This window comes from Aestuariibius violaceus (assembly GCF_040779325.2).
GTDB classification, from domain to species: domain Bacteria; phylum Pseudomonadota; class Alphaproteobacteria; order Rhodobacterales; family Rhodobacteraceae; genus Aestuariibius; species Aestuariibius violaceus.
In genome coordinates this window covers 1-24,574 of record NZ_JBFONT020000013.1, presented here as the reverse complement: position 1 = coordinate 24,574, position 24,574 = coordinate 1, and the positions used below count along the sequence as shown (strand labels likewise).

23 protein-coding genes are annotated in these 24,574 nt (G+C 68.1%); 12 read left to right on the top strand and 11 right to left on the bottom strand.

What is annotated here, in order from left to right; genetic code table 11:
* Positions 1 to 26: 26 nt before the first annotated feature.
* Genes AADZ90_RS20780 through AADZ90_RS20765 form a run of 4 tightly spaced genes read right to left on the bottom strand, consistent with a single transcriptional unit; the run spans position 27 to position 3,779 of the window.
* Positions 27 to 740, bottom strand: coding sequence for an MBL fold metallo-hydrolase (locus AADZ90_RS20780; RefSeq protein WP_367312504.1), 714 nt, complete (start codon positions 738 to 740; stop codon positions 27 to 29).
* Positions 740 to 2,101: a hypothetical protein gene (locus AADZ90_RS20775; protein WP_367312503.1), complete on the bottom strand. Its 1,362-nt coding sequence runs from the start codon at positions 2,099 to 2,101 to the stop codon at positions 740 to 742. The genes AADZ90_RS20780 and AADZ90_RS20775 overlap by 1 nt, the downstream gene beginning before the upstream one ends.
* Before the next feature lie 57 nt (positions 2,102 to 2,158).
* Positions 2,159 to 2,608, bottom strand: a complete 450-nt coding sequence (locus AADZ90_RS20770) for a MarR family winged helix-turn-helix transcriptional regulator (protein WP_367312502.1) — start codon at positions 2,606 to 2,608, stop codon at positions 2,159 to 2,161.
* Positions 2,598 to 3,779 carry an aspartate aminotransferase family protein gene (locus AADZ90_RS20765; protein WP_367312501.1) on the bottom strand — a complete coding sequence of 394 codons (1,182 nt, stop codon included), beginning with the start codon at positions 3,777 to 3,779 and terminating at the stop codon, positions 2,598 to 2,600. Before AADZ90_RS20765 ends, AADZ90_RS20770 begins: the two co-directional genes overlap by 11 nt.
* A 262-nt stretch (positions 3,780 to 4,041) precedes the next feature.
* Here AADZ90_RS20765 and AADZ90_RS20760 point away from each other — a divergent pair, with 262 nt between their 5' ends.
* Both AADZ90_RS20760 and AADZ90_RS20755 read left to right on the top strand, forming a co-directional pair.
* A complete protein-coding gene (locus AADZ90_RS20760) occupies positions 4,042 to 4,686 on the top strand; it encodes a phytanoyl-CoA dioxygenase family protein (RefSeq protein WP_367312500.1) in 645 nt (214 codons plus the stop codon).
* 194 nt (positions 4,687 to 4,880) lie between these two features.
* On the top strand, positions 4,881 to 5,774 hold the full coding sequence (locus tag AADZ90_RS20755) for a DMT family transporter (RefSeq protein ID WP_367312499.1): 894 nt from the start codon (positions 4,881 to 4,883) through the stop codon (positions 5,772 to 5,774).
* Here AADZ90_RS20755 and rimO read toward each other — a convergent pair.
* Positions 5,771 to 7,189 (bottom strand): 30S ribosomal protein S12 methylthiotransferase RimO, encoded by a 1,419-nt coding sequence (rimO, locus tag AADZ90_RS20750; RefSeq protein ID WP_367312498.1) that lies wholly within the window; start codon positions 7,187 to 7,189, stop codon positions 5,771 to 5,773. The two genes, AADZ90_RS20755 and rimO, sit on opposite strands and share 4 nt — an antisense overlap.
* A gap of 144 nt (positions 7,190 to 7,333) precedes the next feature.
* Between rimO and AADZ90_RS20745 the strand changes: the two genes are divergently transcribed.
* Positions 7,334 to 8,212, top strand: coding sequence for a hypothetical protein (locus tag AADZ90_RS20745; RefSeq protein ID WP_367312497.1), 879 nt, complete (start codon positions 7,334 to 7,336; stop codon positions 8,210 to 8,212).
* Here the strand turns inward: AADZ90_RS20745 and AADZ90_RS20740 are convergent.
* Together AADZ90_RS20740 and AADZ90_RS20735 are read right to left on the bottom strand one after the other, a co-directional pair.
* Entirely contained in the window at positions 8,209 to 8,907 is a 699-nt protein-coding gene (locus AADZ90_RS20740; protein ID WP_367312496.1) for a ZIP family metal transporter, read from the bottom strand. The genes AADZ90_RS20745 and AADZ90_RS20740 overlap by 4 nt on opposite strands.
* A gap of 291 nt (positions 8,908 to 9,198) precedes the next feature.
* Complete coding sequence (locus AADZ90_RS20735) at positions 9,199 to 9,747, bottom strand: GcrA family cell cycle regulator (RefSeq protein ID WP_367312495.1); 549 nt, start codon at positions 9,745 to 9,747, stop codon at positions 9,199 to 9,201.
* 137 nt (positions 9,748 to 9,884) lie between these two features.
* Here AADZ90_RS20735 and AADZ90_RS20730 point away from each other — a divergent pair, with 137 nt between their 5' ends.
* From AADZ90_RS20730 to AADZ90_RS20715, 4 genes are all read left to right on the top strand, one after another.
* Entirely contained in the window at positions 9,885 to 10,715 is an 831-nt protein-coding gene (locus tag AADZ90_RS20730; protein ID WP_367312494.1) for an ABC transporter permease, read from the top strand.
* Complete coding sequence (locus AADZ90_RS20725) at positions 10,712 to 11,227, top strand: glutathione peroxidase (protein WP_367312493.1); 516 nt, start codon at positions 10,712 to 10,714, stop codon at positions 11,225 to 11,227. Before AADZ90_RS20730 ends, AADZ90_RS20725 begins: the two co-directional genes overlap by 4 nt.
* A gap of 302 nt (positions 11,228 to 11,529) precedes the next feature.
* Positions 11,530 to 12,228, top strand: a complete 699-nt coding sequence (locus AADZ90_RS20720; protein ID WP_367312492.1) for a DUF484 family protein — start codon at positions 11,530 to 11,532, stop codon at positions 12,226 to 12,228.
* Position 12,229: 1 nt separating this feature from the next.
* Positions 12,230 to 13,165: a tyrosine recombinase XerC gene (locus tag AADZ90_RS20715; protein WP_367312491.1), complete on the top strand. Its 936-nt coding sequence runs from the start codon at positions 12,230 to 12,232 to the stop codon at positions 13,163 to 13,165.
* On the opposite strand, the gene truA is transcribed toward AADZ90_RS20715, so the two are convergent.
* Positions 13,123 to 13,908 (bottom strand): tRNA pseudouridine(38-40) synthase TruA, encoded by a 786-nt coding sequence (truA, locus tag AADZ90_RS20710; RefSeq protein WP_367312490.1) that lies wholly within the window; start codon positions 13,906 to 13,908, stop codon positions 13,123 to 13,125. The two genes, AADZ90_RS20715 and truA, sit on opposite strands and share 43 nt — an antisense overlap.
* 182 nt (positions 13,909 to 14,090) lie before the next feature.
* Here truA and AADZ90_RS20705 point away from each other — a divergent pair, with 182 nt between their 5' ends.
* From AADZ90_RS20705 to AADZ90_RS20695, 3 genes are all read left to right on the top strand, one after another.
* Positions 14,091 to 15,500, top strand: coding sequence for a YcjX family GTP-binding protein (locus tag AADZ90_RS20705; protein WP_367312784.1), 1,410 nt, complete (start codon positions 14,091 to 14,093; stop codon positions 15,498 to 15,500).
* 115 nt (positions 15,501 to 15,615) lie between these two features.
* Complete coding sequence (locus AADZ90_RS20700; protein ID WP_367312785.1) at positions 15,616 to 16,611, top strand: YcjF family protein; 996 nt, start codon at positions 15,616 to 15,618, stop codon at positions 16,609 to 16,611.
* A gap of 4 nt (positions 16,612 to 16,615) precedes the next feature.
* On the top strand, positions 16,616 to 18,238 hold the full coding sequence (locus AADZ90_RS20695; protein WP_367312786.1) for an FAD-dependent oxidoreductase: 1,623 nt from the start codon (positions 16,616 to 16,618) through the stop codon (positions 18,236 to 18,238).
* A gap of 9 nt (positions 18,239 to 18,247) precedes the next feature.
* Here the strand turns inward: AADZ90_RS20695 and AADZ90_RS20690 are convergent, their stop codons facing one another.
* The gene (locus AADZ90_RS20690) at positions 18,248 to 18,880 is read right to left on the bottom strand and encodes a LysE family translocator (protein ID WP_367312787.1); all 633 of its coding nucleotides are present in this window, start codon (positions 18,878 to 18,880) and stop codon (positions 18,248 to 18,250) included.
* Positions 18,881 to 19,060: 180 nt separating this feature from the next.
* Here AADZ90_RS20690 and AADZ90_RS20685 point away from each other — a divergent pair, with 180 nt between their 5' ends.
* Complete coding sequence (locus tag AADZ90_RS20685) at positions 19,061 to 19,798, top strand: YkgJ family cysteine cluster protein (RefSeq protein ID WP_367312788.1); 738 nt, start codon at positions 19,061 to 19,063, stop codon at positions 19,796 to 19,798.
* On the opposite strand, the gene AADZ90_RS20680 is transcribed toward AADZ90_RS20685, so the two are convergent.
* A complete protein-coding gene (locus tag AADZ90_RS20680; RefSeq protein ID WP_367312789.1) occupies positions 19,795 to 20,979 on the bottom strand; it encodes an FAD-dependent oxidoreductase in 1,185 nt (394 codons plus the stop codon). The two genes, AADZ90_RS20685 and AADZ90_RS20680, sit on opposite strands and share 4 nt — an antisense overlap.
* Before the next feature lie 154 nt (positions 20,980 to 21,133).
* On the opposite strand from AADZ90_RS20680, the gene AADZ90_RS20675 reads away from it, so the two are divergent.
* Positions 21,134 to 23,782, top strand: a complete 2,649-nt coding sequence (locus tag AADZ90_RS20675) for a DUF2339 domain-containing protein (protein WP_367312790.1) — start codon at positions 21,134 to 21,136, stop codon at positions 23,780 to 23,782.
* A 112-nt stretch (positions 23,783 to 23,894) separates the two neighbouring features.
* Here AADZ90_RS20675 and AADZ90_RS20670 read toward each other — a convergent pair whose 3' ends face one another.
* Positions 23,895 to 24,338 carry a GNAT family N-acetyltransferase gene (locus AADZ90_RS20670; protein WP_367312791.1) on the bottom strand — a complete coding sequence of 148 codons (444 nt, stop codon included), beginning with the start codon at positions 24,336 to 24,338 and terminating at the stop codon, positions 23,895 to 23,897.
* Positions 24,339 to 24,574: the final 236 nt, after the last annotated feature.

Below are 24,574 nucleotides of genomic sequence, written 5' to 3'. Positions count from 1 at the left end.
GCATTGGGATCGTGGATCGGCCCTTGCTACACATCCCGCCCGTGGCTTGAAACCCCCTCCAAACGCCTGGCAAACCGGGCAATCGGCGGTCCGGGATCGCGCAGCGGCCCGCCGTGACCGAAGACCATCAGTGACGCCCCCTCGGCAGCCTCCGCGAGCCGCCTGATGCTGGCGAGGCCCTCCGCACGGTCCTCGTAGAGGATTGGCTCCCTCAGCCCCAGAATATGCATCACCACGTCGGCGGCAAAGACGACCCCGGCCTCGCGCCAGACCAGCGCGACCTGCCCTGCGGAATGCCCGGGGCAATGAATGACCTCGATCCCGCCCGCGAGCGGAATCGCCTTCTGCGCAGGCAGAACATCCGCCAGCGCCGGCACCTCATCAGGATAGCGATCCGCCACCAGCCGCTTGAGGAGCGGCCCGTGCAGCGTCGGAGACGCGCGCCCCGCCCGCCGCCAGCGCCCTTCAGCCAGCAGAGCCGCATCGTCAGGATGCATCCAGACCGGCACACCCCGCGCCCGTGCGACCACCGCCGCGCCGCCGACATGGTCGTAATGGCCGTGGGTCAGAACGACCCCGGCGAGGTCCGGAAACCGGGCCAAAGCCGCGATCAGCGCCGATGCTCCACCGGGCAGGCCGGCATCGATCAGCACAGTCCCGTCCGAATGGGCGATGACATACATGTTCACCCCGCCCCGGCTGGCCATGAAGACTTGCGGACAGACCTCCCGGAACCGCATCAGTCGATCACGAAGAGATCGTGCGTGCCTCGGGGCAGCCCGATCCGCTCTCCCGTCGGCACGATCCGCATCCCGGCGCCCTCCCGCTCGATCCCGAAGAATTCAACCCAGCCGTCGCTGCGCGGCGCGTCGTGGTCCTGATAGATTACGACCGCCAGGTGATCCCCGTCCCGGTCGAACACCGCATCCTCCGGCAGCACGCCGCGGAAACCGACCGGCTCCGTCACAGTCTCGAGCTGCCCGGTCCCCCCGTCGACCGTCACGAGCGACAAAGACGATGCCCCGCGTCCCGGCGCGATGCCCAAAGGGATACCCTGCGGCAGATACGTCCGCTCCATATTGACCGTGACAGCCAGATCGCCCGCCCGGTTGATTTCAAACGCCTCCGGGCTTTTCGACACGACCGCCTCCGAGACGAGACCCCGCGCCTCCCCCTCCGGGTCCAGCGCGTAGGAGAGGATCGCCCCCGGCCCGTTGAACAGCGCATCGGTCGGCGCCGGACCCCAGGCAACATCGGCGACCAGAAAGTGCCCGCCCTCCCGCGTCCACCGCCCGACGGACAGCCAGCCGTCATCCAGCGCGACGTCCTCTGCCTCCGCAGCCACAGGCACCCCGCCTTCGTCCAGTTCAAACCGGACAAGGGCCACACCGACGTTACTCTGAATAACGCCCGCCGCCGCACCCGATGGATGCACCATCGCATAGGTCAGCCCCTCATCCCGGCGCCGCTCCGACAGCTCCGGCAGGTCCAGATCGAAGCGCCGCACAGCGCCCGGCAGACCGTCTTCAAGCGGCACGATCGCCAGCTCTCCATCCGCCTCGCCGCACGCCACCAGCAGCCAACCCCCTGACGGCGCGATATCCACCGATTTCGGCCGCAAACACACGCTCATCTCCTGCAAGACCTCACCGCCCGCCAGATCGATCACGGTCAGAAGATCGCCGTCCGGCACACCGACCCAGACCGAGGGCACGGCCTCGACCGACCGGTCCACCATACCGTTGCCCTCGATCACATAGGCAAACCGCCCGTCCGGATCGGCCGTCATCGCCCCCGGCCAGCCCATCACGGTGTTCGGCGCCCGGATCTCCTGCCGTTCGCCCAGATCATCGCCGCCGAGGACGATCATCGCATCCTCCGCCCCCACGATCGGGTAGAGCACCCCGTCCGCATAGGCCGTCGCCGCCATGTCCGCATCAGCCAGAACCAGCAGCCGCCCTGCGTCGAACCGGGTCTCAGTCTCAGCCACCGCCGCTGGCGCAGGTGTCCGGTCAAACAGATGCCACAGCCCCAGCGCGACCAAAGCCGCGACAAAGACGCCACCAATACCCGCTGCACCCCACCGTAAAATCCTGCGCATCCCAGCCTCCGAAAATCCGACTGAGGTCGCATTTAATACGAATTTCGTAATTTGCAATTAACGAATTTTTGAAACGTGCTCTGCAATCTGTGCCATCGCCCGGACGAACCCCTCCCGATCCGCGTCCGGCAGCGCATCGAGCATCACACGCATGGTCTGCTTCTCTTCCGCGTCGATCCGGGCGAAGGCCTCCCGCCCGTCCTCGGTCAGTGTCAGGGCCACCGACCGCCGGTCGCTCTCGGGCCGGGTGCGCGAGACGAGCCCGCGCTTGACCAGCCGGTCGACGACGCTTGTCGCCGTGGTCGGCACGACCCCCAGATAGGCGGCCAGTTCCCCAGACCGGCATCCGGGGTTCTGGGCGATAAAGCGCAGCGATTGCAGGTCGGGCGGGGAAAAATTCAGCTCCCGATGGGCCACGCGAAAGGACGTCTCGGTGATCTTCATCACCCGCAGGATCGTCGCGACCGACGCCTGCAAGCCCGAGACATCCGCCCCCTCAGGCGGCATCGGCCTTCAGCGCCCCCGCCGCACGATCCAGCCGCGCGACGCCTTCGGCGATCTCCTCTTCCGAAATCGTCAGCGCCGGCAGCAGCCGCAACACATTATCCGCCGCAGGCACGACCAGAACGCCCTCGTCATAGGCGCGCGTCAGCACATCCGTGTTCGGCACCCGGCACTTCAGCCCCAGCATCAGGCCCGACCCGCGCACCCCTTCGAAGACATCCGGATGCGAGGCGACTAGCCCCTCCAGCGCCTGCCTGAGCGTCCCCGCCTTGCGCCGCACGTCGGACAGGAAGGCGTCGTCGGCCACGATCTCCATCACCTTCAGCCCCACGGCACAGGCGAGCGGGTTGCCCCCGTAGGTCGACCCATGGGTGCCCTTGCCCATGCCCGAGGCGGCCTCTTCCGTCGCCAGAACGGCGCCCAACGGGAAGCCCCCGCCGATCCCCTTGGCGACCATCATGATATCCGGCGTCACGCCCGCCCATTCATGGGCGAAAAGCCGCCCCGTCCGGCCGACGCCGCACTGCACCTCGTCGAGGATCAGCAGAACGCCATGCTCATCGCAAAGATCCCGCAGCCCCTTCAGGCATTGGTCCGGCAAGGGCCGGATCCCGCCCTCGCCCTGCACCGGTTCGATCAGAACGGCGCCCACATCGGGCTCTGCCATCGCAGCCCGCAGCGCATCATGATCGCCCCAGGGCAGATGCCGGAACCCGGGCAGCAGCGGCCCGAACCCGGCCGTCATCTTCTCCGACCCCGCCGCCGCGATCCCGGCAGAGGACCGCCCGTGGAACGACCCCTCGAAGGCCAGGATCACCTTCCGGTCGGCCCCTTTGTCATCCCAGTATTTCCGGGCCATCTTCACGGCCAGCTCACAGGCCTCCGTCCCCGAATTGGTGAAAAACACCGTGTCAGCAAACGTCTCCTCCACCAGCCGGTCGGCCAGCGCCTGCTGCGCCGGGATCTGGTAGAGGTTCGACACATGCCAGAGCTTGCCCGCCTGCGCCGTCAGCGCCTCAACCAGCGCCGGATGCGCGTGCCCCAGCGCGTTCACCGCGATCCCCGCGCCGAGGTCCAGGAAACGTCGCCCATCCTCCATCCACAGCCAGGAGCCTTCGCCCCGGTCGACAGCGAACGGCGCGCGGTTATAGGTCGGCAGAACAGACGGGATCATGGGAGCAACCCTTTGCAGATAAGGCTTCGTGCCCGAGGGCAGGGAGCAAGGTCAACGATTTTGAGAGATGAACAGGACGGGACGGCGGCTGAAAGGATCAGCGTCGGCGTCGAAGCAAGCTTTGTAGCGTCATGGTCATGAAGCTTGCTTAGCGATGATCTTGCGTGAAGGAAAGGGATCTTGTGCGCCTCACCTCCAACCGGGCACTCTCCATCCCAAGACCATGCTTGACCCTGCCTGCGACGCAAAGCCCTCTTCGCCCATGACCGACACCGTCACCGAGACCGGCCGGCTGTGGCTCCGCAATGCCCTCAATGCAGACGCGCTCGCCCCGTTCGATGCCCTCGTCAAGGGCAACGGCCGCCTGTCCCTCAACGGCCCCCTCCGCGATCTCACCGGCCCAGGCCGCCCGCTCCATGACGCAATCGCCCCCCACCTGCCGGGCGCCCGCCCCGTCCGCGCCGTAGCCTTCGACAAGACTGCTGACGACAACTGGACCGTCCCCTGGCACCAAGACCGTGTCATCGCCGTCGCTGACCGCCACGATGTCCCCGGTTTCACCAATTGGAGCCGCAAGGACGGCATCTGGCATTGCGAACCCCCGGTCGAGATCTTCCGGCAAAAGCGCTTCGTCCGCCTGCATCTCGATCCCCAAACCGCCGAAACAGGCGCGATGGAGATCGCCCCCGGCAGCCACCGGAGCGGAGCCGTCCCGGCATCCGATGCCGAGCGGATCGCCTCTGCCGGCCCGACCGAGCTTTCCACGGCTGGTCGAGGGGATATCCTCATCCTCGACATGCTGGTCCTCCACCGGTCCCGCCCCAGCACCGCACCGGCACGGCGGCGGGTGCTGCGGATCGACTATGCCGCTGCAGAGCTGCCCGCGCCGCTCTGCTGGGCGGCCTGAATGAAGCTCTGCCGAACCGGCGGCGCTCATGCGCAGCTGTCACTTGAGCGAATTGGTCCGGCTTCGCGCCCACGACCCTGCGGGAGATCCGACATTTCAGGATCGACAAGGACTTCGTTATTGACCCTGACGAAACGATCGCCGAAGCCCTGCGGGACGATACCGACAGACTGTTCTGACCCGCCGAGAGGCCCATGACCCGCCCGAACCCGCCTCTCGCCATCGCCCTGATCCTGGTGGCGACCGCCTTCATCGCGGGCACGACCCTACTTGCCAAGGTACTCGGAACGGATGCGCTGGGCGAGCCCCTGCACCCGTTTCAGGTGACGCACGGACGGTTCCTCTTCGCTCTGATCGCGCTCGCCTCGGTCGCCGCGATCCTCCGCCCGGAGCTCCAGCGGCCCCATCTCGGCCTCCACATGGCCCGGACGACCTGCGGTGCGATCGGCGTGACGCTCATGTTCGCCGCCGCCGCGCGGATGCCGCTGGCCGACGCGACCGCGATCAGCTTCCTCAATCCGGTCTTCGGGATGATCCTTGCCATTCCCTTGCTGGGCGAGAAGGTCGGCCCCGTCCGCTGGTCCGCCGCCGCCATCGCCTTCGCCGGGGCGCTGGTCCTGCTCCGCCCGGGACCGGACACGTTCCAAGTAGCGGCGCTGCTGGCGCTTGGTGCAGCGGCAGTGATGGGGCTGGAGCTGATCTTCATCAAGAAGCTGGCAAGCCGCGAACGCCCGTTCCAGATCCTGCTCGTCAACAACACGATCGGCTGGATCCTCGCTTCCACCGCCGTCATCCCCGTCTGGCAGATGCCGACACCCGCGCAATGGGCAGCCCTCGCGGGGCTCGGCGTGCTCATGGCCTGCGCCCAGGCCTGTTTCGTCAACGCGATGGCCCGCGCCGACGCCTCGCTGGTGACGCCCTTCACATACCTGACGCTGCTTTTCGCGGCACTCTACGATGCGGCGATCTTCGGCATCATCCCCGACTGGATCAGCCTCCTGGGCGCCGCGATCATCCTGACCGGAGCGGCCCTGCTCGCCTGGCGGGAGACCCGCGCCCGCCGCATCCCGAAGACCTCCGGCGCCTAGGCCAGCCGCCCCCAAAGGTCGTATTCGCCCGCCTCCTCGACCGTCACGGTCACGATCTGGCCGGGCGCCAGCCCCTCGAAGCCCTCGTCGATGAAGAGATTACCGTCGATCTCGGGCGCGTCGGCCTTCGTTCGACAGGTCGCCGCCTCGGCGTCGACCTCGTCCACGATCACCTCGATCCGCCGGCCGACTTTCGCGGCGAGCTTGGCCTCGGAAATCGCCTGCGCCTTCTCCATGAAGCGGTGAAAGCGCTCTTCCTTCACATCCTCGGGCACGTGATCGGGCAGCGCGTTCGACCGCGCGCCCTCGACATTCTCGTAGCGGAAGCACCCGACCCGGTCGAGCTGCGCCTCGTCCAGCCAGTCGAGGAGAGTCCGGAACTCCGCCTCGGTCTCGCCTGGATAGCCGACGATAAAGGTGGAGCGCAGCGCGATCTCCGGGCAAACCGCCCGCCACGCGGCGATCTCGTCCAGCGTCTTCGCCGCCGCCGCAGGCCGTGCCATGCGCTTGAGCACGTCCGGATGGGCGTGCTGAAACGGGATGTCCAGGTAGGGCAGCACCAGCCCCTCGGCCATCAGCGGAATCAGCTCCCGCACATGGGGGTAGGGATAGACGTAATGCAGCCGCACCCAGGCGCCCAAGCTTCCCAGATCCCGCGCCAGCGTGGTCAAGGCAGCCGCTCCTCGGTCCTTACGGCCCTCCTCGCTCCCCAGCGAAGAGGTCTGTGAAGACCGATGAGCGGCCCGCAGATCCACCCCATAGGCCGAAGTGTCCTGGCTGATCACCAGAAGCTCCTTGACCCCGCTCTCAACCAGCCGCTCTGCTTCCCGCAGCACTGCCTTGGCGGGCCGCGAGACCAGCCGCCCGCGCATATCCGGAATGATGCAGAACCGGCACTTGTGGTTACAGCCCTCGGAAATCTTCAGATAGCTGTAGTGCCGGGGCGTCAGCTTCACCCCCGCGGGCGGCAGCAGATCCACGAACGGATCGGGATCGGGCGGCACCGCGTCATGAACCGCATCCAGCACCTGCTCGTATTGGTGCGGCCCCGTCACCGCCAGCACCGTCGGATGCGCGCCGGTGATATAATCGGGCTCCGCCCCCAGGCAGCCTGTCACGATGACCCGCCCGTTCTCGGCCAAGGCCTCCCCGATCGCCTCGAGGCTCTCGGCCTTCGCCGAATCGAGGAAGCCGCAGGTGTTCACGATCACCGCCTCGGCGCCGGCGTAATCGGGCGAGATCGCATAACCCTCGGCCCACAGCCGCGTCAGGATCCGCTCGCTGTCGACCAGCGCCTTCGGACAGCCCAGCGAGACCATCCCGATGGTCGGTTGCTTGCGCCCCGCACGCACAGGTTCGCGCAGCAGGCGCGGGCGGGCAATATCGGGGCGCAGATCGGGCGGGTTGGCGGACATGGGCCGCCCTATAGCCGCTGATCGCGGCGGGCGAAACGGCCGAAACGCCGCGCAGGTCCCAAGGCGGCACACGGGATTAGCCCGCAACCGCCGTTTGTGCTATGCTCCACACATTGTTGTTTCAGGTTTCAATGGGGAAGACCCATGCAGATCGTTTCCGCCTCCGCGCCCGGCGACAGCCCGGCGCTCTACTTCACCGATGTCCAGATCGAAGAGCGTGACGGCAATGCCGTCGACCTCATCTTTCACCGGCCCCGCGACCGCACCCGCATGCCGCCCGAGGCCCGCGCGCTCTACCACCGCATCCACCTGACGGCCGAAACCATCCGCGAGATGGTCAATTGCGGCAGCCAGGACGACCGCTTCACCCGGCTCCGCGACATCGCCGAGGATGGTCTCACGGGTCCGGATCCCGACCCGACCGGCGCGCTGGAAGACCTTGAAAGCTTCCGCGAAGGCAGCCTCCAGGCCGACCTCCGCCGCCACCGCGACCGCTATTCCACGATCAACGCGGCCCTGATGGCTTCGGTCGCGGCGCTGTGCGTCCTCGCCGCCCTCGTCATCTACTTCTCGCAGAAAGGCATCGGCGGCTGGCTCGACACTTACCTGACGGGCATCCCGGGCGCGGGCGTCACCCCGCTCCATTCCGACGGCATGATGCTGGCCGCAGGCGTCGCCGCCTACCTCTTCGGCCTTGCCGGGTTCTGCGTGGGAGAGATCCTGACCAGCTACCAGTTCGGCACCAAGGTCGATATCGACAGCTACCACCTCCATGCCCGCTTCCGCTTCCGGCCCAATCAGCGGCTGATGTACGGGGCGAGCCTCTGGATGATCCTCCTCGTCATGCTCGGCCTCGACTGGCTGGTGATCGGCATCGGCGAGGCGCATCTGAACCGCGCGGGCCAGGGCGAGCCGCTCTTCGGCTTCCTCGGCGGCATCGTCGTGGCGCTCGCCTTCACCGCGATCAGCGAGACGATCCATGCCCGGGCGCTGGCGTCGATGGGTCAGAAGGCACCCGCTTAACCGGCCTCGTGCAGCATCATCGCCAGCGCGAGGCCGATCGCCACCGCGATGCCGGAGTAATGCGCGCTGCGGCGAAAGGCGCTCGGGAAGATCTCGGTAGCGAGCGCGGCGATGACAGATCCGGCCGCAAAGGACCGGACGGCGGCCAGAACCTGCTCCGACACCCCGTCAAGCAGCAGATTCCCGAGGATCGCCGCCGCGGCCAGCAGCCCCGCGGCCGCAGCCCAGACGCCGAAGGCCGCCCCCCGCGACAATCCGCTGTCCTGCATCCGCCGCGCCCCGGCCGAGGCTTCCGGCAGGTTGGACAACAGGATCGAACCCGCCAGCGCCGCCGCCTCCATCGGCCCGGCACTGACCAGAAGCGCCCCAAGCGCCACGTTCTCGGGAATGCCGTCCAGTGTCACGGCGACCAGCATCCCGCTGCCGTTCTCCGCTCCCCAGACCTCGTCGACCCAGTAATCCACCGCCGTAAAGATCAGCGCCCCGGTGACCAGAAAGATCAGCGTCAGCCCCAGGCTCGTCGTCTCGACCGACGGCTGGACCAGTTCCAGCATCAGCGACACGATCAACGCCCCGCCGGCGACCGCCACCAGAAAGCCCTCCGTCCGGTCGCGGAGCAGACCGGACAGGCCAAGAACGGCACCGAGGACCAGCGCAGCCGAAACCGCACCAAGGACCGCAATCGTCGCGATCACGCGGCGGTCTTTCGCCGGAGGGAAGGGAGGGGGCAGGCATGTCCCCGGCCAACGCGCCGGACAACGACCTGTTCCCGGCCCGGCGTCTACTCCGCCGGGATCGGCGACAGAACGACACTCCGGGTGCCGGGGGGATCAAGGACGGCCAGGTCGCGCAGGCCCCAGGGCCGCTCTTCGATGCCGGGATTAAGCCGCGGATGCCCCCGCTTCTACGGCTCCGCAAGCAGCGCGTCCAAGTCCTTCGCCTCCGCGTCCGAAAAGCTGCGGAGGATCGGGATCGGCCGCTTCACCCTACCGGCGGCGGTCGCGGCGCGACGACATCGGCTGGAACGCCACGCCCACATGCGCCTCGCAATAGGGCTTGCCCTGCTGGACGGGCAGACCGCAGAACCAGAAATCCTCGGTCGCCGGGTCCCCCACGGGCCACTTGCAGGTCCGCTCGGTCAGCTCCATCAGGCTGATCTTCTTGGCCGATTTCTCGACCTCGTTGACCTTGGCGAGCGCCTCGGGGCTGATCTCGTTGGCCGAGGGTTGCGGCGGCAGGGGCTGGCCCGCCGGGATGATCGCCTTGCGCGCCGGACTCATCGGCGGCGCGGCCGTGGGCTTGGGCGAGGCGGATTCGGTCATCATGGGCTTCGGCGTGGCGGGCTTCGGTGCGGCCTTCTCCTTGGCCGGTGCGGCGGGCGCGCCGCCGGACCGGTTCGACAGGCCAAGGCGGTGCACCTTGCCGATCACCGCGTTCCGCGTCACTCCGCCCAGCTCCTTCGCGATCTGGCTGGCGGATTGACCTTCATTCCACATGCGCTTGAGGGTTTCGACGCGCTCGTCGGTCCAGGACATGGATCTTCCTTGCTAATCTGCGGGCGAGGCGTCAGGCCGGGCCCGGGCCCGAGCCTGGGCCTTGAGAATTCTGACAAGCCCCTATTCTAAGCAGCGCATCGCCGGATACAACCCGCGCGACGCAAGGAGAGACCCGAATGACCGAAACCGCCGCACCTGCAGATCATGCCGGCGACCAGACGATGGGCAACCGCCGCTTCGGGCGGATCAACTGGCTCGGCACCTGGACGCTGGCCAAGCGCGAGGTGCTGCGGTTCCTCAATGTCTGGACCCAGACCATCGCGGCGCCGCTCATCACCGCGGGGCTGTTCCTTCTGATCTTCACCATCGCCATCGGTCCGGGGCGGCCCGACGTGCTGGGGGTGCCGTTCATGCAATTCCTGGCGCCGGGCATCCTGACGATGACCGTGATCCAGAACGCCTTCGCCAATTCGTCGTCCTCCATCCTCGTCGCCAAGGTGCAGGGCAACATCGTCGACACGCTCATGCCGCCGCTTTCGGGAGGCGAGCTTGTGACCGGCTACATCGCAGGCGGCATCGCCCGCGGCCTGATCGTCGCCGCCGTCATCGCCATCGGCCTGTGGCTCGCCTTCGGGATCGGCATCGCCCATCCGCTCTGGGCGCTCACCTTCACCCTGCTTGGAGCGACCTTCATGGCGGCCCTCGGCATCGTCGCTGCGATCTTCGCCAACAAGTTCGACCAGATGGCGGCGATCACCAACTTCGTCGTCACCCCGCTCGCGTTCCTCTCGGGCACCTTCTACTCCATCACGGCCCTGCCGCCGACGCTCGAGGCGATCACCCGCTTCAATCCGGTCTTCTACATGATCGACGGCGCGCGCTATGGCATGATCGGCGTCTCCGACAGCTCGCCCTGGCTGGGCCTCGCCGTCTGCCTTATCTCGTGCGCCGGGCTTATCGCCCTTTGCTGGTACTGGTTCCGCATCGGCTACAGGATGAAACCATGATCCGGACGCTTCTGCTCTGCTGCCTGCCCACCTTCGCCGCCGCCCTGCCCGAGGAGGACACGTTCCCCTCCATCGACGGCGGCACGCTGGAGCTGTCCGACTGGGCGGGCCAACCGATCCTGATCGTCAACACCGCCTCCCTCTGCGGCTTCGTCGATCAATATGCGGGCCTGCAAGAGCTGTGGGAGCGCTATCGCGACGACGGTCTCGTCGTCCTCGCCGTCCCCTCCGACGATTTCCGGCAAGAGCTGGGCAGCGACGAGGAGGTGGCCGAGTTCTGCGAACTCACCTACGGCCTCGACCTGCCGATGACGACCATTACCTCCGTCCGCGGCGCGGACGCCCACCCGGTCTACGACTGGCTGCTGGACGAGGCCGGCTTCGTCCCCCGCTGGAACTTCAACAAGGCCCTGATCGGCCGCGACGGAGAGGTCGCCGCCACCTGGGGCAGCAACCCCGGGCCGCTCTCGCGTGCGGTTGTGTCAAAGATCGAAGCGGCACTCGGGAACTAAGAAATGAGGGCCGCGCCCGACCCTGGGTGGGCGCTACCCGATATGATCGAGGCGCTCGCTTCAAAGCATCCATGTCGGTTAAGCTGCGAGTGACATCACCGAGCGCCCTCCCGTGGGGAGGGTCGGGCGCGGCCCGGCGGTTCCGCCGGGCCAGACATCGGATACGGCGCCTCACAAGCCAATGCGGCCCAAAAGCCGCATCCCGCCGCTACGTCATCGCCGCGCTGGACAGGCAAATCCCCGATTCCTATGCTCACGCCCAATTGCGACCGGGACAAACCCGGCCCTTGACGAGGCAGCAGATGACCCAATCCCAAACCGCGCTCGAAGAGCGTGTGCGCAACCGCATTCTCTCCAATCCCGACATGCTCCTCGAGGACGCCGACCTGATGAGCGCCCTCGTCTCCGCCAACGAACGCAATCACGGGCGCAACGTCGTCGACCTGCGCGGCGTCGCCATGACCCGCCTCGAAGGCCGCCTCGACCGGCTCGAGGATCTGCACCGCACGGTCATTTCCGCCGCTTACGACAACCTCGCCGGCACTCACCAGGTCCACCGCGCGATCCTCAGGATGATGGATGCCCGCGACTTCGAAACCTTCCTGTCCGACTTGGGCGGAGAGGTCGCCGACATGCTTCAGGTCGATACGATGCGCCTCGTTCTCGAAACGCTCGAAACCGAAAACGACCCGGCCCTCGATCGCCTCGGCCGTGTCCTCAGCTCGGCCGAACCCGGCTTCGTCACCACCTATATCGACCGCGGCCGCGACGCGCCCAACCGCAACGTCGTCCTCCGCCGTCTTCCCGACGGCTCGGCCATCTTCGGCCGTGCGGTCAAATCAGAGGCCTGCCTGCGCCTCGATTTCGGCCCCGGCCGCATGCCCGGCATGCTCGTCATGGGCTCCCGCGACGAAAACCGCTTCACGCCCCAGCAAGGCATCGACCTGCTTGACTTCTTCGCCGGGTGCTTCGAGCGGGTGATGCGCACCTGGCTCGACTAGGATGTCCCTGATCTCGCCAGCCCTTTCCGATGCGCTCGAAAGCTGGCTGGCCGCGCAAAAGGCCCTCAAGGACGCCTCGCAGAACACGCTCGACGCCTACCGCCGCGACGTCTCGCGTTTCCTCGCCTTCATGGCCGACCATTCCGGCGGCGCCCACGGCACAGCCCCGCTCGCCCGGGTCGAAACCCGCGACATGCGCGCCTGGATGGCCCACGAACGCGCCCGCGGCCTCTCCGCCCGCTCGCTCGCCCGGGCCCTCTCCGCCGTCAAAGGCTTCACCCGCTGGATCGCCCGCCGCGAGGGGCTAGAGCCGACGGCGATCCTCTCCACCCGCGCGCCCCGGGCCAAGACCCGCCTGCCGCGCCCCATTGCGCCCGAGGCCGCCCGCGACGTCCTGACGACCGTCGCCGAGACCGCCCGCGAAGACTGGATCGCCGCCCGCGACACCGCCGTGGTCACGCTCCTCTACGGCTGCGGCCTGCGGATCTCCGAAGCGCTGTCGCTCACCGGCGCCGACGCACCCTTGGCTGAAACCCTCCGCATCACCGGCAAAGGCGGTAAAGAGCGCATCGTCCCCGTCCTGCCCGCCGCCCGCGAGGCGGTCGACCGCTACACCGCGCTCGTGCCCTACGACATCGCCCCCGCCAGCCCGCTCTTCCGCGGCGCGCGCGGCGGCAAACTGAACCCCAAGATCATCCAGAACGCGATGGCGCAAACCCGCGCCCTGCTCGGCCTGCCCGCCACGGCCACGCCCCACGCGCTCCGCCACTCCTTCGCGACACACCTCCTGTCGGCCGGCGGCGACCTGCGCGCGATCCAGGAACTGCTCGGCCACGCCTCGCTCTCCACGACCCAGGCCTACACGGCCGTCGACACGGCCCGCCTGATGGAGGTCTACGAGGCCGCCCATCCCCGCGCGAACGGATCCTCCGGATAGCCGACCCCGGCCAGATACAGCCCCTCCGGCGGACAAACCGGACCACACGCCGCCCGATCTTGAGCGGCCAAGGCCTCAACGACCCGCTCCGGCGCCCAGGACCCTGCCCCGACCCGCTCCAAGGTCCCAACGATTGATCGCACCTGATTGTGCAGAAACGACCGCGCTCGCAGATGAAAGCGGATCTCGACCCCGCCATTCACCGCGCGCTCTTCGATGCGGATCTCGTCCAGCGTCTTCACCGGGCTCTTCGCCTGGCACATCACCGACCGAAACGTCGTGAAGTCGTGCCGCCCGACCAAAGCCGCCGCCCCCGCCCGCATCGCCTCCGTATCCAAAGGGTTCTGCACCTGCCAGACCCGCCCCTTCAGATGCGTGACGGGTGCCCGGCGCACCACCAACCGGAACAGATAGCGCCGTTCCACCGCCGAAAACCGCGCATGCCACGCATCATCCACCAAAGCCGCCTCCAGAACGGCGATCGGCATGGGCTTCAGATGCCAATTCAGCGCCTCCGACAGCCGGAACGGATCCCAGTCCTTGCCCAGATCCGCCTGGGCCACCTGCCCCAGCGCATGCACCCCCGCATCGGTCCGCCCCGCGGCCGCGATCGTGTGCGGCCCCGGCTCCAGCCTGGCCAAGGCCGCCTCCACCGCCCCCTGCACCGACGGCTGATCCGCCTGCCGCTGCCACCCGGCGAACGGCCCCCCGTCATATTCGATCTTCAGCGCGTATCTCGGCATGGCCCGCGCCCCTAAGCGCCCCCGTCCCCAAGATCAATGCCAGGCGCACCCTCCCCCCTTCATCTGGCCAAAAATACTCATTCCGCCTTCTCCAACCACGCCCACGCTCCGAAACAGCGCCCCTACCCATTACGCCCCGCCGCCCCTATCTTGCCCCGGATGACGAAAGAAGGATGCCCTCCATGGTCGTAGGCAGGCTGGTCGAGGGCATCGCCCAGGGCGTTCAGGGCGTGACGGACACGCTGACGGCGCCGTTTTCCGACAAGGTGATCCGCCTCGGCGTGACCGGCCTCAGCCGGTCCGGCAAGACCGTCTTCATCACCTCGCTCGTGGCCAACCTGATGGACCGCGACCGCATGGTGAACTTCCGCGCCGCGTCCTCGGGCGCCATCCGCACCGCCTATCTCCAGCCCCAGCCCGATGACACGATCCCCCGCTTCCCGTTCGAGGATCACCTCGCCGCCCTCACCGGCGCCAGCCCCCACTGGCCCGAAGGCACCCGGTCGATCTCCGAATTGCGCCTGTCGCTGCGTCTGCAACCGGCGGGCCTCCTCGGCGGGCTGCAGGGGCCGCGCACGGTCCACCTCGACATCGTCGACTATCCCGGCGAATGGCTTCTCGACCTGGCGCTTCTCGACAAGGACTACGCCGCCTGGTCGAAAGACACCCTCGCCCGCCTCGAGACCCGACAGGAGGCCGAGGCCTTCCGCGCCCAGATCGCAAACACCGATCCCGCGGCCAGGCTCGACGAACCCAAGGCCCAGATGCTCGCCGCCGGCTTCACCGCCTACCTCCAGGCGGCCCGGGCCGCGGGCTTCTCCGACTGCACGCCGGGCCGGTTCCTGCTGCCGGGCGACCTTGCGGGCTCTCCCGTTCTCACCTTCGCGCCACTGCCGCCGTCCAGTGCCCCCCGCGGCTCGCTCGCCCGCGAATTCGCCCGCCGCTACGACAGCTACAGGCGCAACGTGGTTAAGCCGTTCTTCCGCGACCACTTCGCCCGGATCGACCGTCAGGTCGTCCTCGTGGACGTCCTCGGCGCCATCCATGCGGGGCCGCCCGCGGTCGAGGACATGCGCCTCGCCATGGCCGAGATCCTCTCGGCCTTCCGCCCCGGCCGCAACGCATTCCTGACGAGCCTCTTCACCGGCCGGCGGGTCGAACGCATCCTCTTCGCGGCCACCAAGGCCGACCACCTGCACCATTCCCAGCATGCCCAGCTGACAGCCATCGCCCAAGCCCTGCTGCGCGACGCCAAGGACCGCGCCGATTTCGCGGGCGCGAAGACCAAGGCGCTGGCCATCGCCGCGCTCCGCGCCACGACCGAGGACCGCGTGACGCATGACGGCAGCCCCCTCGACGTGGTCCGCGGGACGCTGCTGACCGGCAAACAGGCCGCCTTCCACCCCGGCACCCTGCCTGAAGATCCCTCCCATCTCCTCGACCCCGCCCGCCGGGGATCGGACGCCTGGCTCGACGCCGATTACGAGGTGATGACCTTCGCCCCCGCGCCGCTGACGTTGAAACCGGGCGAGGGGCCACCCCATATCCGTCTCGACCGCGCCGCCGAGTTCCTGTTCGGAGACATCCTGTGACCGCCACGCGACACCAAATTTTTCCAGAAAAATTTGCAAAACCAAAATTTTCCAGAAGATTTTGTACCTCCAGAATTTTCGTCGAAAATTCTGCCCCGCCCCAAAGCCTCGCGCCATGAGCAAGGGGCCCGTCCTCATCGATCTCGACGATCGGGCGGCCGACAGCCCCGCTAGCGCGCCGCCCGTCCCCGACCTGACGCCTACGCGCCCGCCGGCGGCGATGGAACAGGCCGCGCGCCTCGCCGCCGCCCGCCCGTCCCCCCTCGCCCGCTGGTTCTGGTCGCTGCTCGTGGCCATCGTCACCTTTGCCCTCGGCGTCGCCGCCTGGGATTTCGTGACCGGCCTGATCGCCCGCAACGCCATCCTCGGCGCCATTGCGACGGCCCTCCTGACCGCCTTCCTCCTCGTCCTCGCGGCGCTGGCCCTGCGCGAGGCCGCAGCGCTCTTCCGCCTGCGCCGGATCGATGACCTGCACCAGGCGGCCGATGCCGCCATCGCTGCGGCCGACCTAACGGCCGCCCGCGCCGTCACCGCCGACCTCGCCCGCCTCTACGCAGGCCGCCCCGACACCGCCTGGGGCCGCGACCGGCTGGAGGAGCGGAAGGACGAGCCGCTCGACGCCGACGCGCTCCTCGGGCTCGCCGAAACCACCCTCCTCGCCCCCCTCGACGCCCGCGCCCGGCGCGAGGTCGAGGCCGCCGCGCGCCAGGTCGCCACCGTCACCGCGATCGTGCCGCTGGCATTGGCCGACGTCTTCACCGCGCTCACCGCCAATCTCCGCATGATCCGCCGCATCGCCGAAATCTACGGCGGCCGCTCCGGCGCGCTCGGCGGTTGGCGGCTGACACGCGCCGTCCTCTCGCACCTCGTCGCCACCGGCGCCGTCGCGGTAGGCGACGACCTGATCTCGTCGGTGGCGGGCGGCGGCGTCCTGTCCCGCGTCTCGCGCCGCTTCGGCGAGGGCATCATCAACGGCGCGCTCACCGCGCGCGTGGGCGTCGCCGCGATCGAGGTCTGCCGCCCATTGCCATTTCTCGCCGAACGCAGACCCTCCGTGACCAACCTCGTGAAACGCGCGCTGACTGGCCTATTTGGCGGCGCAAAGGAGTAACCCGATGGAATCCCTCGCCGCCGACCTGCGCACGATGGTGCGCACCCCCCTCCACGACAACCACGTCGCCGCCATGCGCCGGCTCGGCATCGAACAGCACCTCAAGGCGGGCGATTACCTCGTCCGCGCCGGCGATCCGCTCGATACCTTCCACTACCTCCTCGACGGAGAGATCGAAGCCGTGAACCCCCGCACCGGCGATCGCTACGGCGAGGCGACGCTGGGCCCCACCCAGTTCTTCGGCGAGATCAGCTTTTTGTCCGGCGGCAAGAACCTCATGTCCGCCCGCGCGGTCAGGGACACGACGCTGCTCTGCGTGCCGCGCCAGGACATGCTCGATCTGATGTCCCAGATCCCCGAGATGTCGGACATCATCATCACCGTCTACGCGGCCCGCCGCCGCCGCCAGATCGAAAGCGACGACGCCTCGCTCACCCTGATCGGCGGCGAGGTCAGCCGCGAGATCCGCCAGATCGCCACTTTCGCCGGCCGCAACCGCATCCCCTACCGGGAACTCACGCTCGGCGAACACGAGGCAGAGGCGATCGCCCACCAATGCCATATCGGCGAGGCGCAGCCCGCCGTCATCTTCGGCAAGAAAGATGCGATCGAAAACCCAACGCCCGCCAAGGTCGCCGAACGGCTCGGCCTGCTGATGGAGGTCGAAGACGGCGCCGTCTTCGACACCCTCATCGTCGGCGGTGGCCCCGCCGGTGTGGCCGCGGGCGTCTATGCGGGGGCCGAGGGGCTCTCGGCCATCGTCGCCGAGGATCAGACCATCGGCGGCCAGGCCGGCACGTCGTCGCGCATCGAGAACTACATGGGCTTCCCGACGGGCATCTCGGGCGCCGACCTCGTCTGGCGGGGCGAGGTACAGGCGATGAAGTTCGGCACCCGCTTCGCCGTCCCCCGCCGCGCCTGCGCGCTGCGCAAGGAGGACAACGGCATCTTCTGCGTGACCTTCGACGACGACAGCGAAATCTGCGCCCGTTCGATCATCGTGGCCACCGGCGTCCAGTACCGCCGCCTGCCCATCGACCGGATCGAGGAGTTCGAAGGCCACGGCATCTACTACGCCGCCACAGATATCGAGGCGCGCTATTGCAAGGACCAAGACGTCGTCGTCATCGGCGGCGGCAACTCGGCAGGCCAGGCGGCCATGTTCCTCTCCCGCACGGCGCGGCACGTCCACCTGCTGGTCCGCGGGCCGTCGCTCGCCACGTCGATGTCCGATTACCTGTCGTCAAGGCTCGAGGCCGACCCGGCAATCACCATCCACTACAATACCGAGATGCGCGCGCTCCACGGCGACGACACGCTCGAGGCGATCACGATCCGCGACAAGGCCTCCGGCCAGGACTGGCGCCTCAAGACCGGCGCCGTCTTTGTCATGGTCGGCGCCGCGCCCAACACCGGCTGGATGGAGAACCTGGTGAAGCTCGACGACAAGGGCTTCGTCTGCACGGGCGAGGCGATCGGCAAACCCTCCGGCTACGAGACCTCGGAGCCCGGCATCTTCGCTGTCGGCGACGTCCGCGCCGGATCGGTCAAACGGGTCGCATCAGCGGTGGGCGAGGGATCGGTCGTGATTTCCAAGGTGTGGGAATACATCGACAGCCAAGGCTGACCGCGGTCCTCAATGCCGGTTCAACGCCACATTCAGCCCCAGCGCCACGAGGATCCCGCCCCCGATCCGCTGGGCGAGACGGCCCGCCCTTCGCGAGTTCCTCAGAAACAGGCTCACCCGGTCCGCGAGCAGGACGCAGAGCACATCCGCCGAGGAAAAGACCACGTTCACGATCGCCCCCAGCACGAATAGCTGCATTCCGATGGGCCAAGCCGCCGCCGGGTCGGTGAATTGCGGCAGGAAGGCCAGATAGAAGATCGCCGTCTTCGGATTCAGCACCTCGACCGTGACGCTTTCCCAGAAGGCCCGGCGAGGGCTCTTCGCCACGATCTGGGCGCCCACATCGTGCAGCCGCGCGTCCGACCGGAACAGCGTCACGCCCAGCCAGATCAGGTAGGCTGCGCCCGCGAGCTTCAGCACCGTGTAAAGCACCGGCACCGCCTCGAAGAGGATCGCAAGGCCAAGGGCCGCCGCCGCAACATGGACATACCCGCCCAGATGAATGCCCAAAGCCGCCATCCACCCGGCCCGCCTCCCGCGGGCGATGGTCTGCGCCGTGGCATACAGCATCGCCGGGCCTGGCATGTACGCGAAGACCGCGGTCGCTACGAAAAAGGCGGCAAGCAGATCGGCTGATGGCATGGCATATCCTTCCTGAACACGGGGCCACCCGACGGATTGCGGGCCCCATGCCAGAATTTTCCAGAAAATTCTGCAAAGTCAAAATCTTCTAGAAGATTTTGCCCCTTCAAATTTTTCTGGAAAAATTTGTCCGCCCCCATCCGTTTGCCCATACCGGCAGCCCACGGTATCCCGGCACCCATGGCCCGCACCTCCCCCCCGCCGACACTCCGCGACCTGCGCAATAAGGTGCCGTCCCTGCGGCAGTCCGGTACGCCGCCCGCTCTCCTGGATCGGGCGAAGAAGCTTCTGGCGGTCTATCTCGACACCGCCGCGGCTCAGAAGGTTGCCGACGCGGACGTCCTCCGCGCCCTCGCCGACGGCAGCGCCGCGCTCAGCATCGGCGGGATCGAACTGGATATGCAGGCGAAATCCCCGCCCGAGCCCCTGACCCGCGCCGCCTGCCGCGCAGGCTGCGCCTTCTGCTGCATCCTCACCGGCCGCGACGGCGGCACGATCACAAGGGCCGAGGCCGCCCGGCTGCACACCGCGCTCGCCCCGCTCAAGGGCCATCCCGACGGCCGCGCGTGGCACGACAAGGCCTGCCCCGCGCTCGACCCAGAGACACACATGTGCCGCGCCTATGCGGCCCGCCCCATGATCTGCCGCAGCTACTTTTCCGTCGATGCAGGCGCTTGCGAGCAGAACGCAAATGGCCACCCCACGCCGGGGGCAGCGATCCTGGGCGCGCACCAGAGCTATCTGACGATCCACGCGCTGGCCCGCGCGCTCCTTGCAGGCCACGCCAAGGTACCGACCTACAGCCTTGCCACGCTGGCCGCAGCCGCGGTCGAGGGGCAGGAGGCCACAACGGCGCTGCGCGCCGCCCGCCAGCCGCCCCGCGCGCTTGACGACGAACGCAAGCGCGCTGCGCCCTAGGCAGGCCGGTCGGCCAGCGCCGTCTCCCGCGGCTCCAGGCTCCCCAGAGGCGGCAGCATCGTCCCGCAAACCAAAGCCGTCAGGATCCGGGGCACCGGCGGCACGCGCGAGACCGGGAACAGCACCCGGTCGCGCAGCCACGGCAGAACCCGGCTGTCCGACTGGTATTGCGGCGTAAACGCCCGGCTCATCGCCTGATAGGCCCGCACGTGCCAGCGCCGCGCCTGCCCGTAGACCCGCAGCGCCTCGGCCACCGGCCGTCCCTCCAGCGCCAAAGCCAACGCCCAGGCGTCGAGCAACGCCATATTCGCCCCCTGCCCCAGCTGCGGGCTCGCCCGATGCGCCGCATCGCCGATGATCGCCAGCCGCGAGGCATAGGGCCGCCGCAGCGTCCCGTGCCCGTAGCGGGCCATGGTCATCTGATCGACGCCCCCGACCTGCTCGAAGAACGGCAAAGCCTCGGGCCACAAAGCCGCGATCTCCTCGCGCCATCGGACCAGACCGGCCTGACGCCACCCATCGTAAGCCCCCACCGGCAGCGACCAGAAGATCGCGGCCTTCCCCCGTCCGCAGGGCAACACCCCCGCCATCCGGTCCGCCCGCCGGTAGCGCTGGGTCAGCTGCCCTTCCGGCAGCACATCGGGCACCCAATCGACCGTCCCCCAGACCGCGCCGAAGGGCAGCGCCCGCGCCTCCAGCGGCGCGATGGGCGATCCCGCCCCGGTCGCGTCGACGACCAGGTCGAACCGCTCGTCCTTGCCATCCGCCAGCCTCAGAACCCCGTCCCGCGCCCCGGCCACCGCACAGCCCGAGCGCAGGTCCACCCGCCGCGCCTCTGCCGCGGCCAGAAGCAGATCGAACAGGCTGGCCCGGTGGATCCCCAGCCCGTATCGCGCCCCGCCGCCGGGCCCGTAGACGACATCCAGCACGCGCCGCCCGTGATCGGCCTCATGCCCCAGCATGCGCCAGACCGGCGCGCCCTCCGCCCGCGCCGAGACACCGAGCCCGATCCGGTCCAGCACCGCCTGCCCGACCGGCTGGATCACCAGGCCCGAGCCGACGGGCGCGGGCCGCTCGAACCGGTCGAACACCGTGACCCTGTGCCCCCGGTCCGCCAGGAGAGAAGCCAATGCCAGCCCACCGATTCCGGCCCCCGCCACCCCGATATCGAGAGATCCCATCCTGTCCTCCCCGGCCCCCGGGCCCTCTCTGCCCGCAGGCGGCCGGGGCGGTCAACGGCGGGAATGCCACACCGGGCGAATGGTCCGGAAAACCCCACTCGCCGTCCGCTCGTCCGGCCCCTAGCCTGCCCGGAGGGGAGAAAAGGGGAAGCGGATGGGATTTTTGGTCCTCGTCGTGGTCTACGGGCTGTTCTGCCTGATCGCGGTCCCCGTTCTGGTCTTCCAGGTCCTGGGCCTGAAGCGCCGCATGCGGGAGCTCGAGCAGATCGCGGCCTTCCGTGCCGGTCCCCCTCAATCGACCACAGACAACAAGGCGGCACCCACCGCGGCTCCGACGCAGGCACCGCGGCCCAAGACACCCGCACCGTCCCCGGTGCCAGAGGCCACGCGGGCACCGGACCCTGTCACGACGGCCTCGCCGCCGCCTCGCCCGCCTGCCGCAGCGAAACCCACCCCGGCCCCACCGCGCCCGCCAGCGCCAGCGGTCCGCCCGACCCAGGCCGATCTCTTCTTCGGCTGGCTCGCGCAGAACTGGGCCTATGTCCTCTCGGCCATCTCGCTGGCGCTCGCCGGGATCTTCCTCGTCCAGTACGGGATCGAAACGGGCATCCTCACGCCCACCCTGCGGGTCCTCGCTGCGCTCGTCCTTGGCGCCTCGCTCTGCGCGGCGGGCGAATGGATCCGGCGTCGCTCGGGCGACGGGCCCGACACGCACACCGCCTTCCTGCCCTCGACCTTCTCGGGCGCGGGGATCGTCGTCCTCTACGCTGCGGTGCTGGCCGCGCGCCACCTCTACGGTCTGATCGGCGTGGAGGGCACGTTCTTCGGCCTCGCCACCGTGTCGGCGGTGGCGCTGGTCTTCGGCTGGTTTTACGGGCCGTTCCTGGCAGCGATCGGCATCGCGGGCGGGGCGGTCGCGCCCTACCTGCTGGGCGCCGACAGCGGCGACGCGACGCCCTTCATCGTCTACCTGACCCTGCTGGCGCTCACCGGGCTGGCGATCGACGCCGTCAAGCAGACCGGCTGGATCACCGGCGCGGCGCTGACGCTGCCGCCCGGATCAGCCCTCGTCATGGCCGGCATGGGGGCCGAGCCCATCCCGGTCCAGATCATGGTCACCCTGCTGGCCCTTGCGGCGCTGGTCCTGCCGATCCGCAGACTTGTTCCGATGCACGAGGGCCGCCCTCTCGCGCTGTGGCTGCCGCTCAAGACCCGGCCGAAAGTCCTGCCCGACTGGCACGTGGTCGCGGCGACCGGCGCCGTGGGCACGGCCAGCCTCGCGCTGCTCGGCCTCGCGACCGATGCCGATGCCGTGGTGATCGCCGCCGGCGGGCTGACCCTTCTGACGCTCGCCATCGCGATCTGGGCGGTCCGCGCGCCGGCGATCGCCGATGCGGTCTTCGCGCCCGTCGCCATCTTCCTGCTTCTGATGCTCAGCCCCGACATCCCGGCGGCCCCGCCGGTCCTTCTCTCAGTCCTGCTCGTCCTTGCCGTCCTCGCGGGCTTCGGGCTTGCCTGGCGGTCGGAACGCTCGCGCTCCTTCCGGGCGCTCTGGGCCGCGCTCGCCGTGACCTTGCCGTCGGCTGCGGCGCTCGCTCTGATGCTCTTCCAGGCGCCGGAATTCCGCCTCGGCACCTGGCCGTGGACACTGCACCTGCTGGGCCTCGCTGCGCTCTTCACCTTGCTCGCCGAACGCTTCGCCGCCGCCGATGGCGGCCCGCGCAACCGGACGGCCTATGCCACGCTCGGCGCGCTCACGATGATCGCGCTGGCGCTCTTCACCCTGCTCGGGCTCGCTGCGCTCACCGTCGCGCTGGCCGTCCTGCTTGTCGTGGCGAGCCTGCTCGACCGGCGCTTCGACATGCCCGAGATGACGCTCTTCACCCTGGCGGGCCTCGCTACGCTGACCTGGCGGCTGGTGATCGACCCGGGCACCGTGTTCAGCACGTATGGACCCCTGTTCGAGGTTCTGGTCCACCACGCCGCCGCGCTGGCCGGGCCAGCCGCGGCGCTCGCCATCCTGACGACCCATCCCAGGCCCCGCACCCGCGTCTACCTGGAAACCGCGCTCTGGGCCTTCGGCGGCATCACAATCAGCGTCCTCTTCACCCGCTGGCTGATCGAGGTCGAGCCCAACGCCATCGGCGTGACCGAGACGGCCGGCATCTACGCCACGATCTGGGGCATCCTCGCGCTGGCCCAGTACGAGCGTCTGAGGAAGCTGGGCCGCGCCGGCTGGATCCGCCCGACCCTGGCGCTGATCTACACGCTCATGGCGCTCGGCGCGCTCGCAGGCGCGCTGCTGATCAACCCGCTCTTCGACGACTGGCTGGCCGAGGTCACGGGCGTGACGATCTTCAACTCGTCGGCCCTGTCCTACCTGTTGCCCGCCATCCTGCTGGCCGTCGCGAGCCGGCGCCTGCCAGAGACCGCGGGCCGCGTCGCGATGGGCGGCGCCATCGGGCTCGCCGCCTTCTGGACGATCCTGCAGATCCGCATCTTCTGGCAGGGGACCGAAGGGCTGGCGATCCGCTACGGCATCACCCAGGGCGAGATCTCTACCTATACCGGCGCCATGCTGCTGCTGGGCGCAGCCCTCTTCTACCAGGCCGTCGCCTCCGGCTCTGCCCTGCTGCGCCGGGCGGGGCTGACGCTGATCGGGCTGACGGTGGCGAAGGTCTTCCTGATCGACGCGGCGGGCCTCACCGGCCTCGTCCGCGTCGGCTCCTTCCTTGCCCTCGGCCTGTCGCTCGCCGGTCTCGCCTGGCTCGACCGCTGGGCGTCGGGGCGTCGGGTGGGGTGAGGTGTTGCGTCACAACGGCCGGAAAGAGCCCGGAGTGACAGATGCTGCGCTTTGCATGAATATCGGCTTTCAACGCGACCGCAGCAGGCTATTTCCGAATGAAACGCAATACTTAGAACTTTAAGATCATACCCCACTTTTCTTCGGCATTGAATCCGCATTTCTCGTAGAAACCTCTCGCTTCAAGACCCTTTCCCGTGAGTAAAATGATTGAAACGACATTCTTACTCCTAGCAGTTTCAATCGCATGCTCCATGACCTGCTTGGAAAGGCCCTGACCTCGATAGGAGGCCAGTGTCACCACGTTTTCAATCCGTGCGTAAGATCGACCCCCAAAGGTCAAATTCGGACAAATGTGAAGCGTTGCGACAGAAACCAGTTTTCCTGATACCTCAGCTCCAAACAAATACGTGCCTTCGTGCTCAAGAATTTCCTGCAGTTTTACCCTTCCCGCGTTTCCGTCAAGGACAGGAAGGCCACCCGTCAGTTCAGAGTATAACTCCAACAGCGCGCCGAAGTCCCCAAGTGACGCGGGGCGAATTATTGGTTCCGACAAGCGAATTCCCTTCTCTGCGATCGAAGACTAGCCGTTAACGCTTGTAGGACGCCTTAATCGCAGGGTTAAGGCGTAAGGCAATCCTACTTATGACAATCCTTCAGCACAAAGCATGCGTAATTGGGCTGACCCTGCACTGAGGTCGAGCTCCCGATAGGATCACAGGCAAACTGTGAACAAGGGAGAATTCGAATGGAATACTATGCTGGCTTGGATGTGTCGCTGCGATCCTGCGC